The sequence below is a fragment of the Lewinellaceae bacterium genome (assembly GCA_020636135.1).
Lineage (GTDB): Bacteria > Bacteroidota > Bacteroidia > Chitinophagales > Saprospiraceae > JAGQXC01.
The window spans coordinates 2,789,392-2,809,176 of sequence record JACJYK010000001.1; the positions used below are offsets into that span (position 1 = coordinate 2,789,392).

Below are 19,785 nucleotides of genomic sequence, written 5' to 3' on the forward strand. Positions count from 1 at the left end.
CTCCTTAATTAGAGACAATTAAGCACAAATAATACCCCGAATCTCATAATCACCTGCTTTATGTTAATTTACACATTAAACATTTATTCTATTTCTAAAGAAAATTCTATAAAAAAAGCCAGATGAAATTCATCTGGCTTTTTTGCCACAATATTGAAATTGGCTTTAATAACCAGGATTTTGTGTCATTTGTCCACCACTCAGGTCAATTTCTGATTGCGGAATAGGGAATAATTCATTTTTACCAGCCGTGAATTTAGGCTTTAGCTTGGCCATCACCTGGTCCACCCTGCCCTGCCGCAACAAATCAAACCAGCGGTGCTGTTCCATCCCCAGCTCGACCCTGCGTTCGTGCCAGATAGCGTTACGCAGTGCTGTCTTATCGGTCAGGGTCACGTCAGGAAGCACAGCCTTTCCACCCCGGGCACGGGCACGAACCATATTCAGATAGGTAAGAGCTTGAGCAGTATTGCCGTTTTCGTTCAATGCCTCCGCAGCTATTAATAAGACCTCAGCATAACGGAATAAGCGGATGTTACCCGGGCCATTCCCATTGCCACCAGTATGTTCAGGTACCCAAGCCTTCTGGTTGTACCGCTCACCTACAATCTCTGGATTGTCCTGGACATAGGCGGATCCATCAGGCAGCACTTCACCTACATACAAAATGGTAGCATCCCGTCTGGGATCTCCCCTTTCGAACTCAGCAATCAGGTCATCAGAAGGGCGGTTGAACCCCCAACCCAGATTTGGAACACCGCGGACACCCTGCACTTCGTTGTATTGGGATCCGGCGCCTCCGATATCCAGTGCTGTCGACTGCACTTCGAAAACCGATTCGATGGAATTTTCCCCTTCGGGTAAAAATAACTTCGCATAATCCGGGTACAAGCCATAGACTCCTGAATTAATCACCTTCATGGCATATTCCTCCGCTTTCGCAAAATCGCCAATGGTCAAATAAACTTTGGCCAGATAGGCGTTGGCGGCACCACGGGTAGCCCGTCCCGTTTCAGTAGCCGGATAAGAGTCTGGCAGGACTCCAGCTGCATCCTGCAGATCCTGGATGATGGCTGCGTAGATGTCGGCAGCCGGCACACGGGGCTGCTTGTACTCATCCGGAGATAGCGGCTTGAGGATCAGAGGCAGGTCACCAAACCATTGGACCAGTGTGAAGTAGAAATAGGCTCTAAGGAATTTGTTCTCCGCAATATAGCGGGCTTTCAGGTTCTCATTCATATCGATATTCGGGATGTTCTCAATGGCCAGGTTGGCACGATAGATCCCACGGAAATAACCAGACCAAACCGTACTCATCGCCAGGTTACCGGCGTCGTACGTAAAGTCATCGATCTCCAACAAAAAGTTGGCGTCATTTGGGGTACTTCCTTTGTCTGCATCATCGGAAACAATGTCGGTCATGCCGATGTAGGAAAAGACGTGTACTTCCCAGTTACGCAATAAATTGTAAACCGCATTGGTAGCCCACAATGCGTGTGTTTCATTTTGAAAAAAGTTATCGGAGGTCAGTTCTCCCAGAGGCTTCTTCTCCAGTAAGCCCTGGCATCCCTGTAACGGAATCATCAAGAGAATCCCGGCTAGAATAAGGCATTGATATATCGATTTCATTGCTTGCTTCATTTTAGAATTTAGAAATTAGCGTCCAGTCCAATAGTAATTACCTTGGCGATCGGGTAGACTCCCATATCAATGCCCACTGCGATGATCGAGCTGGCATTCGTGATCTCCGGCGTGTATCCGGAATATTGGGTCCACGTAACCAGGTTGGTTCCGCTGACATAAAAACGGACGGAGCTGAACTTGATCCGGGAAGTGGCCTGATCAGGCAGGGTGTAGCCAAGCTGAACAGTCCTCAAACGCATGAATGATCCGTCCTCCACAAATCGTTCCGAGAACTCGTAATTATGTCCTCCGTTCGTAACCCGGGGTTCTGTATTGGAAGTGCCTTCTCCGGTCCATCGGTCCAGGTAGGACGCCTCAAAATTATAGGTACCAAAGCGGGCCATCTTCTTGGCGTTGATGACCTTGTTACCATATTGTCCGTTGAAATCCAGTGCAACGTCGAATCCTGCATATCCTGCGCTGAGATTGAATCCGTAAATGAGCGTCGGGATCGGGCTGCCAATGTAGGTCCGGTCGGCAGTAGTAATAACCCCGTCGTTATTGGTATCCACAAACCGCAGATCTCCCGGCACTTCAGATCCCTGCACGGGATACGACTCCAGGTCCGATTGATTCTGATAAATTCCGTTGACTTTATATCCGTAATAAGCTCCGATCGGCAGTCCTACGACCGTCCTGGTTCCCAGGAGTCCACCAACACCAAGTCCGCCACCAAATATTTCTTCCTGCCCTTCACCAAGAGCCAATACTTCGTTATGTACGGTAGAACCCAGCACGCCGATCTCGTAATCAAATTTCCCACGCGTCTCCCTCCAGGATACATTGAAGTCCAGACCCTGGTTGCGGACTTTAGCCGCATTGATAACCGGGCTGGCATCGGCTCCGATGTATTCCGGGATCGGGACATTGACCAGAATGTCATTGGTCGTCCGGACATAATAGTCTATGTTCCCCTGGAGGCGGTTGTCCAGGATGCCGAATTCAAAACCGGCATTGGACTGTGTTGTTTCTTCCCACCTGATATCCGGGTTCGCGAGGCTGACGATGGATGCTCCATTCTGGATCGCTTCATTGCGGCCAAATACGGCGATCAGGTTTGAGGTCACCGTTGGACGGCCGGCATATGCACCAATCTTATCATTACCGATCTGCCCCCAGCTGGCACGCAATTTCAATCGGCTGAACAAGGGTATTGAAGACATAAATGGCTCATTCGTAATATTCCAGCCCACCGCAAAGGAAGGAAAATAGCCATAACGGTTGTTCTTTCCGAAGCGGGAAGAACCGTCTGCCCGGAAACTGGCGGTCAGAAGGTAGCGATCCCTGAAAGTATAATTTATCCTGCCCAAGTAGGACAACATGGCCCATTCGTAACTGGTGTTGTAATTGGTCTGTCCATCGGTCTCACCGGCGTTCAAATAGTAAAATTCCGGGGTATCTCCGGGAAAGTTGATCCTTGATCCACCCAGGCTCTCAAACACATATTCCTGTGCGGTTACCCCCCCCAGGACATTGAGCCGGTGATTCGTCCACTCCCGGTAGTAATTGAGGGTATTTTCCCACAGCCAGGAATTGGACCGGTCAGAATTGACGGAAAGGCTGCTTTGTTCATTACGCTGTAAACTGGTTGGTGTAACCTCAAAGACAGGTGTGTAACGTTTACTTCTTCCCTGCTGCAAATCCAGTCCAAAGTTGGATTTAAAGGTGAAGTATTTCAGCACACTGGCTTCAAAGTAGGTATTACCTACCGTACGAAGCCCATTGCCTTTATTGTAATTATAAAAGATGGAGACTTCCGGGTTGCCCACCGGAATCCGCACGGTAGCATCTGCGAAATTACCCAGCGAGTCAAACACTGGTATGATGGGCTCTGCCTGATAGGCCATGCCGATCACGTTCGCTTCATAATCGTTCTTACTGGCAATCAGGGAGATATTATGCCCTACCTTGATGTTTTTCCTTAGTGCATATTCATTGTTGATCCGCACGGTTGTCCGCTGGTACCTCGACCCCCTTACAATCCCTTCCTGGTCAAAATGATTCACACTGATGTTATACAATACGTTTTCATTTCCCCCATTGGCGCTGATCTGATAATTCTGGATCGGAGCTGTCTGGAAGATGACGTCCTGCCAGTTAGTCCCTACCCCATACTTTTCCGGGTCCGCAAAGAGTGGCTTCCGGCCTTCATTGGTAGCGACCTCGTTGGCCAGTGTGGCAAATTGCGATCCATTAACCATATCGATCTCCCGTACCACCTGCTGGGATGCATAGTAGGAAGAGAAATTAAACCTGGCCTGGTGGTTTGCTCCCTGATTGGTACTCACGATAACAACCCCGTTCGCTCCCCTTGAACCGTAGATGGCGGTTGCAGAAGCATCCTTAAGAACCTCAATGGATGCGATATCATTCGGGTTTAGAAAAGAAATATCATCGAGCAGCATTCCGTCCACGACATAGAGCGGTGAAGCATCGTTCAGAGTACCTACACCCCGTATACGTACTACAGCTCCTTCGCCGGGACGCCCGGAAACCGGAGTAACCTGGACACCGGCTACCTTCCCTTGCAGGATCTGTTCCACGTTCGCACTTGGGACACGCTTTACATCATCCGACTTTATGGTTGAAATGGCGCCCGTCAGGTCGCTTTTCTTCTGGGTTCCATAACCAATAACCACTACCTCATCAATGAGCTCGACATCTTCATCCATCACAACATCCATAGTGGTTTGAGCCCCCGGAACTATTTCTTTGCTTTTAAACCCGGTATAGGAAAAAACGAGCACGGATTTCTCATCCGGGACACTGATGGAATAACTGCCATCAATATCCGTCGCGGTCCCGTTGCCTGTTCCTTTGATCAGGATGTTGACACCGATCAGGGGTTCTCCTGTAGTACTGGTGACCGTACCTGATACAGTATGCTGACCCCACAGGGCCCCCATACTGAATAGTAAGCTTAGAATGGTACATATTGATTTCATTGAAATAGGATTATAGGCTTTAAAAAAGTTAATACGTTTATTGCAGCGTAAACTGTACGTAATCGGTAACCGCCGAACTACCTCCAAGGAATACCCGGAAGTCTCCCGGTTCAGTCCGGTAATTCAAGTCTTTATCGTAAAACCGGAGGTCATCCGGTGTAATGGTGAACTGGACTTTACGTGTTTCTCCCGGCTTAAGGGTCAACTGCTGGAAACCTTTCAGTTCTTTAACCGGTCGCGTCACACTGCCGACCAGATCACGGGTATAGGACTGAACAGTCTCTTTCCCCTCCATTTTGCCCGAATTGGTAACGTCGATGGAAACCTGAATGGACCCTCCGCTCCGCAAGACGTCACTGGATAGTTCAGGCTTGCCATAGGTAAACGTGGTATAGCTCAATCCAAAGCCAAATGGGAACTGGGGAGTATTCGGTATATCGAGGTATTTGCTGGTATACTTATTATTCGGATCCATCGGTCGTCCGGTATTTTTCATATTATAAAATATTGGTACTTGACCGACACTGCGCGGAAAGGTTACCGTCAGCTTTCCACTCGGATTGTAAGCTCCAAATAACACATCACTGATCGCTGGTCCGGCTTCCGTGCCCAGGAACCAGGCTTCTACAATGGCATCGGCGTTTTCAGCCAGCCATGGTATGGCTAATGGCCTTCCGTTCATCAACACCACGATGAGGGGCTTACCTGTAGCCTTCAGCGCTCGTGCCAGGTCCAATTGTGGCCCGGGAACGGTGATATCCGACCGTGAGGCTGCTTCTCCACTCATGTAGGCCTTTTCACCAATAGCCAATACCACCGCATCGGATTTCTTGGCCAGCTCGACGGCGGCATTAAATCCGAAACGGTCGTCCTGATCCACTGCACAGCCCATGGTATATTCGGCACGGTCACCGATAACCTCTCTGATCCCTGATATTAACGTGGTCACATGCCGGGCCTCTCCGGCCCCGGACCATGCACCAATCATGTCCAGTTGGTCATCCGCCAGAGGACCAATCACGGCCAACTTGCGGATAGCTGAGTTCAATGGCAATGTCTGATTTTCATTTTTGAGAAGGACAATCGATTTACGAGCCACATCCCGGGCAGCTTGCCGGTTGGCGTCCGAAAGGATTTGCGTCTTTTCACGCTGTTCGTCACTGTAACGATAAGGATCATCGAACAGCCCGAGCAGAAACTTAATGCGCAATATCCTGCTCACGGCATCATCTATGGTCGTCTCTTTGACTTTACCTGCTTTCACCAGGTCGACAAGATGATTGTAATAGGCGGCACTCTGCATGTCCATATCCACGCCTGCATTGACTGCCTGTTCTGCAGCCTGGCTCTGGTCGGCAGAATAGCCGTGGTTCATCATTTCGTCGATCGAGGTGTAGTCGGTGACAACGAAGCCAGGGAAATTCCATTCTTTGCGCAGTACCTCATCAAGGAGGAACTTGTTTGCAGTGGCCGGCACGCCATCCAGTTCATTGAAGGAGGTCATTACAGTCCCGCAACCGGCATCGATGGCTGCCTTAAACGGTGGCAGGTATACTTCCCGCAAGACCCTTTCTGACATATCCACTGTGGAATAATCCCTGCCAGCCTGAGCAGCGCCATAAGCAGCGTAATGTTTAACACAGGCTACCAGTGTATTCGTCGCGGCAAGGTCGTCTCCCTGAAAGCCTTTCACCCGGGCAGCGGCAATTTTACTGCCGAGATAGGTATCCTCTCCGGCACCTTCCATGATACGGCCCCAGCGTGGATCGTGCGCAATATCAACCATTGGTGCAAACGTCCAGTGCAGACCGGCGGCAGCCGCTTCAGTTGCAGCTATTCTTGCAGAACGCTCCATCGCAGTCAGGTCCCAGCTGGAAGATTCTCCAAGCGGAACCGGGAATATCGTCTTGTAACCATGGATCACATCGTATCCGAAAATCAGGGGTATACCCAACCGGGTCTCTTCGACAGCTATGCGCTGCAGCTCACGGTTGTAATCAGCCGTGTGTGCATTAAAAATGGCTCCCACTTTACCTGCTTTGATATCCGCCTTATAGGTGGAACGCATGGTAGGGCCTGTGACATCCCAGTCACTGGTAAACAAGGTCATCTGTCCGACCTTCTCTTCGAGAGTCATCAGGTGCAGGACAGAATCGACCCGGTCTTTTAATTTATCTTCCGTTTCATCCGGCTTAGCTGAAAAGTACTGCTTATTCAGCCCGGAAAAATTGATGCTCCAGACGATTACCAAAAGTCCAAGTCCGTAGAGGTATTTGCTAAATCTTTGTTTGGTAAACTTTCGCTTTGTCATTCGTTGTAAATTAGGTTAGGGCACTTGGCAATTGTGTTCATTTTTAGGCTCAGTAGTATGGATTATAGTTTCGATGGTTGATCCAGCCACCCACCGCTGAATCCGGCTTTCCGTAATCCCTCCCTGATATAGGGGTTTCTTTTCATTACGTTCCATATCAATCCGGTCTCATAGTTCTGTATCTGGATAGCTATCGGTCCCTGATCAATACCCAGGTAGTCCACATCAAACCACCCTTCAGGATGATCTTCCTGATAGGTTAGGTTAAAAGCATCTTTAAAGCCGAAGGTATCGACGAGCTCGTTATAGTAAGTATTCCATAAATGTTCGACAGCTGGTATGCAGGCTTCGGGAGCAAATGGTATCGAGCCTCCGGCCGCTGTTGGCGCAATCGTTCCATCGTCGTTCATCTCCCAGGCGCAGGCGCCACGGGCCCAATAATCGCGGAAGCGTATGGATTTACCGTTCTGTATAATGGTTTTACTGGCTGGTCCATCACAGGCGGTGAGCCCCCACTGGTTGGCATCATAGCCCTTGAAACCTCCCGGGTTTTGTATGCAGTAAGCCCGGTTCGCCAGCGTAGCTCTGCGGGCATTTTCAAAGTAATCAATACCCTTCGAGCGCATGTATTCGTCCTGAATGCCCCGGAAATCGATGAACATCTGGCTGTACTGATGTCCAAACAGAGGTGCAAAATTGACTTGCTCATAACCCTGAAAATCCATCCACCGGTAAGTTGAACACCAGGTATCCCACACCTCGGTGGGAACGGGATGCGTCGGTGATCCGATTGCCATAATCAACAGGACCATAGCCTCATTGTATCCCCGCCAATCACTGGCGATAAAACCCTTCTCCGGATGCCATCCCATGGACAGCCGCATGGAGTCATTGAGCATCCAGTCCCATTCAACCCGGCGATACAGAGAGTCCGCCAGATTGCGTATGGATGTCTCATCACCTTCCGGTCCGTCGTAATAAGTCATAGCACTTAGGATCCCAGCCATGAGCAGACCGGTATCAATACTCGAAAGTTCAACTTGCTTGAAACGCACAGCTTTATCAAGGGTCAGAAAGTGATAAAAAAATCCTTTGTATCCACTGACACCACTTTCTTCCGGTCCCTGTGGCATATTCCAGAGGGCCTGCAGAGTCATCAGTGTTCGTCTAGCACCTTCCTCACGTGTTATGTATCCGTTTTCGATACCGGTGATGTATGTGCTCAATCCGAATCCGGTAGCTGCTATGCTCGAAAAAGTAAGTGAAGGATACCGGTCAGGCACCTGCCCGAATTCCGGATCCGCCAGATCCCAGAAATAATGGAAGGTCCTTTGTTTCAACTCATTCATGCTGAATGGCACGATAACGGAACCTTTGGTCCTCGTGGAATCAGCACAAAAAGTGGCAATGAAACAGATTAAGAAAACAGCAAAGGCTTTCTTTATCATATGTCTAGGCATAACCAGAATAAGTTATCTGCCGGCCGGATGACCGGCAGATAACCTCTTGAAATTCAAATTATTCTTTCACGAACTTGGCATTTCCCTGCAGTCTGCCTGCTTTGTCATATGCCGTCAGAACGTATACTCCAGCGCGCAAGTCAGTCACATCAACACTCAATTCATAGGGAGAATTGGTCTGAATGACGCGTAGTGTTTGACCCAGCAAATTGTGGATTTCGAAGCGGGAAGCTTCATTGGTATTGCTGATCAAAAGAGAATTCCGTACTGGGTTCGGTGCAATCTGGATCGGTTTCAGATCGTATACCCGGAAGCTCGATACGGCACCACAGTCCGAAGAACCTATCGCAATGTCATCAAAGAAATAAGTCTTGTTCTCTGATGGAACATTGTTGATATCAAAGATCAGGGTAAGCCGGCCATACAATCCACCCGGGGTGGTATTGGCTGAAAAATCCCAGGTCAGTTCCTGCCACTGATTTGGCGTGGTGTATTCAGCAGGCGTATCACCTGAATTTGCAGCACCATTCTGGGCGCCTTCCATCTTCATAACAACCGTGGCAGCATGGTCCATATATACTTTGGCACGTATGGTCATGTTGTCGGTCGGAATCGTATAGAAAGCAGGGAAGTCGGTATACATACCTGCCCATACCTGTCCGTCACTGGCTTCAACAGCAACTCCTACACTATCGCTGCTATTGACATCATCCGGTGCCGGATTCTGAACGACAGTAAAGGCAGTTCCATCCAATGAACCGTTACCGAAGTAGGTCCAAACAGAGGGGCTGGCATCCGGTGTCTCAAAATTAGCCAGACATCCGGTGATCGGCTGGCGTTTCCACTCGACGTCGTCGATGTAATAGACGTCTCCTGCTTCCGGATCCTGACCAGCATTGAAGAAGATGGCCAGACGGGTGTGGTCAGTTCCTATGGCACCGCTGAAGTCAATGGCATATTTAACCCATGCTCCAGTAGTTTCAACAGCACTCCAGATTTCTACAGCCGCTGCTGTACCTCCTTCGAGTTTGAACAACAGTGGAACAGCTTTAGGAGACCAGATCTTAACTTCCAGTTGGTTGTAAACAGACAAATCAATGGCCGATCCTACATTGTAAACGAGCGCACTCCACTGATCCTGAGGATCGGTGTACTTACCTACCTTATCCAGTGGGTCGTTATTGATTCCGGTGGGATCCGGATTCACAACAACTTCCAATGCGTTGGCACCACCGGTGATCTCAACGTTGCGCTGACAATCGAAATCATCAAAAATGGTTGGGATCGGTGTCACATCAGCACATGGATCAACGGTTGATTCACCCTGGGTGATGTTATCAAAGTACCAGGTATCGCTGCTGGCAAGTGCTTTGTCAAATACGATTTCCAGGCGCTCAAAGTCGTTGATGGTCTGGAAGTCAACAAAATTGAAATTCAGATCTACCCAGGCACCGGTTTCGGTAACGTCGGCATCAACTTCTTTCAGGCCTTGTGACGGGCTGAACAACTTCATCGTAACAGAGGTAGCTCCTTCTGGTGCCAAAACCTGCATATTCAATTGTGGATTGTCACTGAGGTTGAAGTCCAGGGGCAGGTCCGCCTGCAAACCACCAAACTCACTACTACCTTTGGTGTAGGAACCAACGTTTGCACTCGTGTTCAAACCGGCATCATCCGGGTTGGCAACGGCACCATCAAAGGTTCCAAACACGGCTTCGTCTCCCAGGGATGACCAGGTCAGCCGCGGTCCGTCCTCAAAATCTTCGAGGGCTGCTGCTGCTGGTTTTGCTACCAGTTTGATGTCATCCAGGTAATAGATATCACCTGCTTCAACGTCCACACCGGCATTGAGGAAGAAAACGATCCGCTGCTGGTTCGCGTTGGCCTGATCGGAGAAATCCATGCTGATCTGGATCCACTGATTCAATTCGTCTTCGGTGACCATGTAATCTTTCTCAATGGCTGCAGAAGTACCACCTTCCAGTTTGAATTTGAATACACCGGCAATGGTTGAATACAATTTTACCTGGATCTGATTACGTTCGGCCAAAGGCAATGCGGTGCCATTGTCAATAACCAAAGCATCCCATGCTCCTGCGCCATCGGTATACTGACCTACTTTCGCACTCGTATTAATGCCTTCCGAGAAAGGATTGTCGATGGCCTTGATGTTTTGGAAGCCAATACCATAGGTGGCATTGCGCTGACATTCGAAATCATCCAGAATTTCAGGATCGGGTGTGGTACCCGAACATTCATCAGCAGGCAATTGAGTTAGATTATCAAATAGGTACGTGTCACTCGATTCTGCCACTCCCGGATCAAAAAACAGGATGATCTTGGTCAGGGTGGTCATGTTCGCTGCGGCACTGAAATCAAAGGAATACTCAATCCATCGATTGGTAACCGCAATGTTCTGTTTCTTCTCGATAGCTTGTCCGGTTCCTTCCAGTTTAAGGATGAAACTGGTTGCTTTGGATGCAAAAACCTGAACCGTGAATTTATTCATGGTTGTCAGGTCTAGGGTGTCATCCAATACGGCGATCAGCAAGCTGTAGGCTTTGCCTTCCACTTTGTCGTACGAACCCACTTCTGCACTTTCGTTGATCATCAACGGGTCCAGGGTTGAGTCCGCCAAAGCGGGGTTGGCAACAACCTGTAGTGTGCTGTCACCAAAAGCCTGATTCCAGGGAAGCTTCATACCTCCCTCGAAATCCTCTAATACGACTTGAGTCATGCCCAACAATGGGAGCAGACTAAGCCAAATAAGGGGGAATAAACGTCTTTTCATAATAATATCCTGGTTTTTAAGTGAACATAATTTAATTCGGAATATGTACAATTTTGAATTGATGCCACAATCGATCCTCCCGAATCCGTAGTAAATACAGCCCGGCAGGAAATGCATCCAGGGAAATGTTCAGGGATTGTTGCGTAGTACTTCCTTTTAAAACGGAATTTCCCGCAGAATTGATCAATTCCCACCGCATTTTAACGTTCCCTGGCCTTTCAAAGGTGATGATTTCCTTCGCCGGATTTGGATAAACGGTATAAGGTGACGGATCCAGGGCCTGGACTGCCGTAGTGGTATCTGTAACAAACCCAATAGCTTCCAGCGCCGGTCCGATTTCCGGACAGGTCATAAAGGTATTCCACAACAATTGCGACCGGTAATTCTCTATCATGCCAACAATGGGTCCCTGGTCTATGGCCAGGTAACTGGATGCTACCCAATTCTCACGATCACTGAAGGCGTCGTAAAATCCCATGGGCCCCCACAGCCGGTCTCCCCGGACCCGGTAGAAATTTTTCAATGCTTCCAGTGATTCCTGTGGAGTATAGGGCGTACTGGAAAGCGCTGCTGTTGGGGTGATGGTTCCATTATCGTTGGTCGGTGAATGTGCGGAATAACCGTAAGGATCATCACTGGCTGTCAAACCCCAGCAAGATGCATTGTAACCGGTAAAGTGCTTTGGATTGGCTGCACAATACTCCCGGTTAATCAGGCTCTGCCTTTGGTTGTGGATAAAATAATTGGTGTATTCGTCACGCAGGGATCGAGGATCCAGTCCCAGATAAGAATAATGGGTGAAAAATAATGGACCTCCGTAATCGGGACCGATATCGAGATGATATCCATAATGATCCTGGGGATGCACATAGTTGCTACCGGCCCATCCACGCTGATACAATCTTGCCGGCACCGGGTGGGTCGGTGATGCGATAGCCAGAATGTAGATGATCATGGCTTCATTCCAGCCGCGGATAGGGAGGTTGATAGCAAATTGATTGGTCGGTGACCAGTGCCAATACAATACATCAGCAACCGTCTTCCGGTACCAGTTCCAATCGACTTCCTGATATAACCTGGTGATCTTTTCCCTTAATACCACTTCATTGGGCGTATTTCCCTGAAAATATTGACGAGCAGTAAGGAGTCCTTCAAATAAAAAGGCGGTCTCCACCAGATCTCCGCCGTCATCCTTGGAGCTGAAGGGAACAGTTCTTCCGGTGTTACCATTCATCCAGTGCGGAAAAGCGCCTCTAAACCGGTCTGCACTCTCCAGGAAAAGCACCATCTTAACCAACCGTTTCAGTCCCGCTTCCCGGGATATCCATCCCCGGTCGATACCAACCAGTATGGCCATGACACCAAATCCGGTGCCTCCGGTCGTTACGATATCACCACTGGAATTCCGTTCCCTGGCCATTCCGGAAACCGGATGCCCGAAGTCCCAAAAATATCGCAGGGTGTACCTTTGCACCATCTCCAAAAGAGCATCATCATCAGCAGTAATGGTGTGGACGGTAAGGGTATCCGATGTCTCAAGGATCGCGCCGAGGAAGTCAACTTTGGCTACAAAATAATCATACTGGTTGCTCTGCTGGTCTGGGCCAACAAAATCCAGAGCCAGGGTATCAGAAGGAAAATAGCTTTGCCGAATGATAAATCCTTCCTGGTTGACTTGCCGGTATATATTATAATACTGAAATGATCCCGGGGTATCATCCGACCAGCGTAATTCAATGTGACTGTCGTAGGCCTCAGGAATAAGGTTAATGCTTGCGGAAGCACGGGGAAGTATCCATAACAGCAAAACGGCCAGAATAAACAGATGCAAAGACAGCTTATTGACTAAGACGGCAAAGTTCAAATTCCTGATCTTGCGTAGTAGACTTTTGGCCATATTGTTTTAGCTCTTATCCAGGAAACAACTCAATAAATGTAGTTGTTCATTTCGCCTAAACCAACAAAATCACCTCACTCTGACTACGCCATTGATAAAAAAGTGCTATACATAACAGATCAGGTTTTAACCTTCAATTTTGTTTTGAATATCCACAATCCCTTTTCTTAATCAATACTTATACATTTAAAATTATTATATCTATAAGTAAGGCAGACAAGTACCAAAAAATGTGCACCTCACCAACGAGAAAATATCAAATTTGCAGAAGATACTCGACAAGGTTCTCATCATTGGCCAAACCCAGTTTGCTTCTGAGCCGGTAACGTTTGTTTTCAACGCCACGAAGACTGATATTGAGGAGGGGTGCAATTTCTTTGGAAGAAAGATTCATCTTCAGGTAAGCTGCCAAACGCAGGTCCCCGGGAGTAAGTTCGGGGTTGCTATCCAGGAGCTTTTTTAAGAAAGCTTCATGAACCTGGTTAAAATTGGATTCAAACAATTCCCAGTCCTGCTCATTGGCCAGGTGATGATCAATCAGATGGAGCAAATGTTGTTCATGCCGCAGAAGGCTGGAGTGAGGTTCCTGATGCATCTCCTGGATCTCTTCCTTTAACTGGGTGAGAATCTCATTCTTGCGGATCAGGTTAAAGGTGGTATTCGCCAACTCTTTACTTTTATTGATGATGGCCGTTTGCAATTGCTCATTGCGTAATTTGATTTCCTGCTGCTGGAGCTTCCGGGATTTCTCTAGTTCCATCTTGCGTCTCTGTATTTCCAACCGGTAAGCATGAAACCGTTGGAGCCCGAATAATACCATTGTTCCGGCTAAGAGAAATATCAGTGCGGCCCAGGCGCGCTGATACCAGGGTTTGAGTATGGTTATTTGCGTCGACGTGATCACCGGGGAAGCATTACTCAAAACTTCAAACCAATAATCACCAGGCGGAATATTGGTTAGAAGGACTTCAGATTCTGGCTGCCATTCCGACCAGGAAGGCAGATTTTCCCGGGCTCCAAACCGATACCTGAAATAAGGAGCCCGACGATAATAGGGTTCATGAAACACCACCCGCAGATTATTCAGGCTGTAAGGAATGGACAATACTCCCCCATCAACCTGGCCGAACCGGTAGCCGGGATTGTCCAGGGAACCTATGTAACTGATGCTTGGAGACAACGTTGCTACGGTATTCGTGACAACAGAATTCCGGTCAAACAGGGCGTAACCGTCTTCCAGACAAAATAAATAGCGACTGGCATCAATGGGCACAATGCGCTCATACCCAGGTATCAGTCGAACCGGAAATCGCTGCACAAGAATCGTATCTTTCAAATAGGCAACATAATCGCCAAAATCCATGAAGTTATCATTACCCATACCCTGCAGATAACTTACGTACTGATACTCCGGCTCAGGTAAGAAGCGACCCTGTTGCTCGGACCAGTAAACCCAATTGCGGTCGGCGCCCACCAAAATACGCTCTCCCCGTTGTTGCAATTGCAACTGATACTCCGTTGGCAATCCGTCATCCTGGGTAAACGACTGGAACTTCAAAACCTGACCCAGATCCTGATCTAGCCATATGCGGTACAATCCTTTGGTTGGACTTGCCGCCCACACCGTACCAGCATTATCCATTACCAGTTGATTTACCGGATCAGCAAATTTGCCGACACGCTGCTTAAATTGCCATTCATACCCATCCCAGCCATACATTGCGAGACCGGTATAGGTAGCCTGGATCAGATGATTCGCATCACCGCGCACCGGAATCAACAACCATCCTCCGGCTTCGCCGCTTAATAGTTCCCATCGTCCGTCTTTGAGTGTGAAGGTGCCATCGTTGTGTCCCACCAAAAGTTGGCCTTTATAAACCTGGACATCCCACACCTGTCCCTGGGATCCTTCCACGAGGTCAAATCCCGAGGAAGATTCTTCCGGCCATGGTCTAAAGAACAACCCGTGATTGGTTCCGATGTACAGCTTGTTCTGAAACACAGCGGCCGCGTAAACCGTACCCAGCCCTCCCTGTTTATCCTGGAAAAATGAGAGCGGGTTATTGATCGCAACCAGGTCAACTCCTTTGTCCATCGCCACCCACAAATCATGGTAATAATCTTCATGCAGGCTCAAAATGGTATTGTTTTGCAATCCATTCTCCTGATGTATAACAAATTCAACCGAAAGATCCGGCCGGAGCACGTATACCCCATGACTGATCGTGCCAATAGCGATATTACCATTGGAAAGTTTGATACCCAGGTTGATCTGATGCGTCTGAAAATTTTGATTTACCGGTGCAGTTACGGGCTGGATCATCCCATCATACAGTGTGTATAACCCGGATTGATTGGTCCCGATTAACCAACCATCCTGAAAGCCAAGGATAAACATCACCCGCTTTTCTGCAAAAAAGGAAGTATTGGTTACCGGCAGAAATTCATCGTTCACAAGCCGGAAAAGTCCTTTATGGATTACCGGTAATATGAGTTCATCACCCACTTGTTGCAAGTACATGATATTACCAGGGGCATTCAATACGGTGATCTTGCCTTGCCGGTAGACATAAAGCGTCGAAAAGGATTGAAAATAAATCCCTCCGGGAGTAACCAGGATCTTCCAGATCTCTTCCCGTTCAAACAATGGGTAATCGATGAGCGAGTCCAGGGGGTGATATTTCAACCTGCTTTCAGCATCTTTTTCCCAAAACCCGAATGCCGCGTAGCCACCGATGAATAATCTTCCATCTTCCGTACTGACCACAGCGCGGACAGTTTGCTTATGCGGCAGGTAGTGCAATATCCAGCGGCTACCATCAAATTCCAGTAAACCTCCATTATTGGCAACGAACATACTGCCGTCCGGCCCGGAAGTCACCGACCAATTTTGATACTGGGCCTGGTAGTCTTCTTTGGTAAAATGGCGTATTAATGGAACGTCAGCCAATAAAATACCCGGCATCAGGGCCATAGCGAATTGCATTGCAATTGTTCGCCAACACATATCGGATCTGTGATTAGGTTGAAAAGATAATAAATTATCGCGCACAATAAGGGTCGGGGATTCTCGCATGAACCTGGTTTGATTCCGGTAAACGCATCCCTATAACTACTCTTTTTTACCTATTTTTCGGATTACAATCCAACACAATGAAGACATCCAAAAAAGGCTTACCACCTGGCACTATTGTCTACACGGGAGATCAAAAGGTAGAAAAAACCATTATCAATGTTTTCCTGTACAGTGGTGAGCGTATCGAAGTCGTACGTGAAGTTCAGCTGGACGACCTTGACCATTTGCTTAAAAGGGAAGACTGCATCACCTGGGTCGATATCCGTGGATTACACGATGTTGAATTGCTTCAGCGCATCGGGCAGGAAGGAGATATCCATCCATTGATCCTGGAAGACATTGCGGACGTACATCAGCGGCCAAAATACGAATCATTGGAAAACGGAGCATTCCTGGTGTTACAAGCCATGTATTTCAATAAGCATAATCTGTTTAAAAGTGAGCAGGTTTCGATGTATGTCACCCCCTATTACCTGATCAGTTTTCAGGAAAAGAAAGAAGATGTTTTTGAAGCAGTCAAGTTAAGGCTGATTGAAAATCGCGGAATAATTCGTCAAAAAACCACCGATTATCTGGCATATTCTCTGATTGATGTTATCGTCGATGATTACTTTGAGGCACTGGATAAGCTTGAAAATGACGTATTTGCCATCGAGCAGGACATTCTGGACAACAAGACCGAAGATATCAAGGAACGTCTGCATGCCGCCCGGCATATCCTGGTCCGTATGAGCAAGTCTGTCCTTCCGTGGCGGGATGCGATGTTAAAGACCATGAAACTGGATGACCTCACATTTGGTGAATCCGTCCTACCCTATTTACGGGATCTTTATGATCATACGGTGCAGGTTATTGACCGTCAGGATACATTGCGGGATATGATCAACGGTTTACGCGATCTCTACCATTCGGAATTAAATCTGGCCATGAACAAAATCATGCAGGTCCTGACCATCATATCAACCATCTTTATTCCACTGACCTTTCTGGTTGGTGTCTACGGGATGAATTTCGATAATATGCCGGAACTGAAATGGCAATATGGTTATCCGCTGGTTTGGGTTGCCATGGTCATGATGGCTTTATTGCTGCTCCAATGGTTTAAAAAGAAGAAATGGTTCTAATATCATGATTGAGGACTCCATTCCTTTATTACCGGAATACCCCGGTCTTACTTCGGATGAAGTAGCCAGACAACAACAATTGCATGGCTACAACCGAAGCGTAAAAGCCCCAAACCAGGCCTGGGAGCTGATTATCGCTATTCTGAAAGAGCCGATGGTGTTGCTCCTCCTTGTCGCTTGTTCGATTTATTTTATCCTGTCTGAGTGGTCCGAAGCATTTACCATGCTGGGCGCTATTCTGTTTGTGGCAGGCATTTCTCTTTTCCAGGACTACCGTAGCCAACGGGCTGTCAAGGCACTTCAGCAGATGACCATGACAAAAGCGAAAGTGGTCCGAAATAAGATGCTGACAGAGATACCATCCGATAACATCGTTGTCAAAGACATTGCGGTTATTGAAGAGGGAGACCTGATCCCGGCAGATATGCATCTTCTCACCGAATACGACCTGGCAGTCAACGAAGCGGTACTTACCGGCGAGTCAACCGATGTAGTCAAGCAACCTGGTGATCAGCTTTACCAGGGAACTATGGTGTTACGTGGATATGGCTATGCCCGTGTTTCTGCCATCGGCACCGGGACACGTCTTGCCGCCATTGAACATTCGTTAGGCTCGGTACGCCCGGTCGAAACACCGCTACAGTCACAGGTACACCGATTTGTACGACTGATGGTCATTGCCGGTTCACTTGCATTTCTACTGGTATGGGGTTACAAATCCTGGGAAACCGGCAGTATCATCCACGGTTTACTGCATGGGTTGACCATGGCGATGAGCGTTATTCCGGAAGAGATCCCGGTGGCGATGACCACATTCCTGGCTCTGGGAGCTTATCGTTTATTAAAGCTGCAAATCATTGCCCGCCAGCCCCAGTCTGTGGAGACCCTGGGCGCAGCAACTGTGATCTGCGTGGATAAGACCGGCACACTGACCAAAAACCTGATGCAGGTAGCCAAAACCTGGGAAGCCCAATCCGGTAAGGTGACCGATTTTATCACCGCCCCTGAATTCAACGAGGTACTGGAATATGCAATGTGGTCCAGTGAACGGTCTCCTTTTGACCCCATGGAAACCTCCATTCATCAGTGGTATTCCACCTTGAACACCCGTGATATCCGTGCTTCAGCAACCATGTTAAAGGATTTTCCGCTGGCAGGATCGCCGCCCGTCATGACCCATCTCTTTGATCTTCCCGGACAGGGTGTCATTACAGCCATTAAAGGCGGGCTGGAGACCGTCTTAAAACGATCCCAGGTGAGTGCTGAAGAGGAGGCTGAAGCTATGTCGATCAGTAAATCCTTCGCTTCCCTGGGTTTCCGGGTATTGGGTGTCGGTAAAGGAACCTGGGGTCAGGAAAAGATGCCGGAGAAGCCGGAGGACATGACTTTCACCTTTCTCGGTATCATCGCATTTTCCGACCCTCCCGAGACTCATATTCCGGATGTGATCAAGTCCTTCCATGAGGCTGGCGTTGAGGTCAAAATGATAACCGGTGATTACCTGGAAACAGCCCGATCTGTTGCTGCAACCGTAGGAATAACCGATACACCTTATCTTACCGGTTCCGAAATGCAATCCATGAGTGAACCGGAATTAACCAGGATAGTAGGAAAAACAAATGTCTTTGCCCGTATTTATCCTGAAGCCAAACTGCGCATCGTACAAGCACTGCGCAAATCCGGCGAAGTTGTGGCTATGACCGGTGACGGAGTTAATGACGCACCGGCACTCAAGGCTGCAGACATTGGAATTGCCATGGGTAAACGAGGCACTGAAGTAGCCAAAGGTGCGGCAGGCCTTGTCCTGGGTGATGATGACCTGGCACATATGGTTGATGCCATCTATCTGGGCCGCCGGATCCATGCCAATCTGAAGAAAGCCATCCGGTACATCATCTCGATACACATCCCGATCATTACCCTCATCGTCCTTAATCAGTTCCTTCCCTTTTTGCCGGAGACTCTTTTTTCACCCATACACGTCATCTTCCTGGAATTAATCATGGGACCGACCTGCTCGATCATCTATGAAAATGAACCGACCCGTAGAAACGAACTGGTTCATCCTTCCCGCCAACACCGGAATGTATCCCTCCTCCAGGGAAAACCATTGACGATCACCATTCTTCAGGGGTTACTGATCACCATCACCTGCTTGATCACAGGTTACTGGGCGACCCGGCATGGATACGATGATGATACTCAAAGAACGCTGATCTTCAGTACGCTGGTTTTTGCCAATGTATTTCTAACGCTGGTCAACCGGTCCTTCCGGTTACGCATCTGGGAAACCTTTACACGCGGTAACGCTTTGATCCCCTTAATCCTGATAGTCTCATTATTGTTGTGGGCCTGCACCGTGACGATACCTGCTGTACGTCATATCTTCGAGTTTTCCGCTCTGAGACTTTCCGATTTGCTGATTCCGGTTATGATGGCCATGCTGGGCACCTTATGGATAGAACCATTTAAGGGGACCTCACTTATTGAATAAGATC

Annotated in this window: 9 protein-coding genes; 2 read left to right on the top strand and 7 right to left on the bottom strand. The window is 48.3% G+C overall.

Going from position 1 to position 19,785, the window contains the following annotated elements:
- Nucleotides 1-165: 165 nt before the first annotated feature.
- The 7 genes from H6570_10720 to H6570_10750 form a co-directional block, all read right to left on the bottom strand.
- On the bottom strand, nt 166-1,629 hold the full coding sequence (locus H6570_10720) for a RagB/SusD family nutrient uptake outer membrane protein (GenBank protein ID MCB9319746.1): 1,464 nt from the start codon (nt 1,627-1,629) through the stop codon (nt 166-168).
- A 20-nt stretch (nt 1,630-1,649) separates the two neighbouring features.
- Nucleotides 1,650-4,628 (bottom strand): TonB-dependent receptor, encoded by a 2,979-nt coding sequence (locus H6570_10725; protein ID MCB9319747.1) that lies wholly within the window; start codon nt 4,626-4,628, stop codon nt 1,650-1,652.
- Nucleotides 4,629-4,665: 37 nt separating this feature from the next.
- Nucleotides 4,666-6,939: a beta-glucosidase BglX gene (bglX, locus tag H6570_10730; GenBank protein ID MCB9319748.1), complete on the bottom strand. Its 2,274-nt coding sequence runs from the start codon at nt 6,937-6,939 to the stop codon at nt 4,666-4,668.
- A gap of 62 nt (nt 6,940-7,001) precedes the next feature.
- The gene (locus H6570_10735) at nt 7,002-8,387 is read right to left on the bottom strand and encodes a Tat pathway signal protein (GenBank protein ID MCB9319749.1); all 1,386 of its coding nucleotides are present in this window, start codon (nt 8,385-8,387) and stop codon (nt 7,002-7,004) included.
- A gap of 70 nt (nt 8,388-8,457) precedes the next feature.
- Complete coding sequence (locus H6570_10740) at nt 8,458-11,190, bottom strand: T9SS type A sorting domain-containing protein (protein MCB9319750.1); 2,733 nt, start codon at nt 11,188-11,190, stop codon at nt 8,458-8,460.
- A gap of 31 nt (nt 11,191-11,221) precedes the next feature.
- Nucleotides 11,222-13,087: a T9SS type A sorting domain-containing protein gene (locus H6570_10745; protein MCB9319751.1), complete on the bottom strand. Its 1,866-nt coding sequence runs from the start codon at nt 13,085-13,087 to the stop codon at nt 11,222-11,224.
- A 256-nt stretch (nt 13,088-13,343) separates the two neighbouring features.
- Nucleotides 13,344-16,094, bottom strand: a complete 2,751-nt coding sequence (locus H6570_10750) for a hypothetical protein (GenBank protein ID MCB9319752.1) — start codon at nt 16,092-16,094, stop codon at nt 13,344-13,346.
- A 146-nt stretch (nt 16,095-16,240) separates the two neighbouring features.
- Between H6570_10750 and corA the strand changes: the two genes are divergently transcribed.
- Nucleotides 16,241-17,287, top strand: coding sequence for a magnesium/cobalt transporter CorA (gene corA / locus H6570_10755; GenBank protein ID MCB9319753.1), 1,047 nt, complete (start codon nt 16,241-16,243; stop codon nt 17,285-17,287).
- A gap of 4 nt (nt 17,288-17,291) precedes the next feature.
- The gene (locus H6570_10760) at nt 17,292-19,781 is read left to right on the top strand and encodes a cation-translocating P-type ATPase (GenBank protein MCB9319754.1); all 2,490 of its coding nucleotides are present in this window, start codon (nt 17,292-17,294) and stop codon (nt 19,779-19,781) included.
- Nucleotides 19,782-19,785 lie beyond the last annotated feature (4 nt).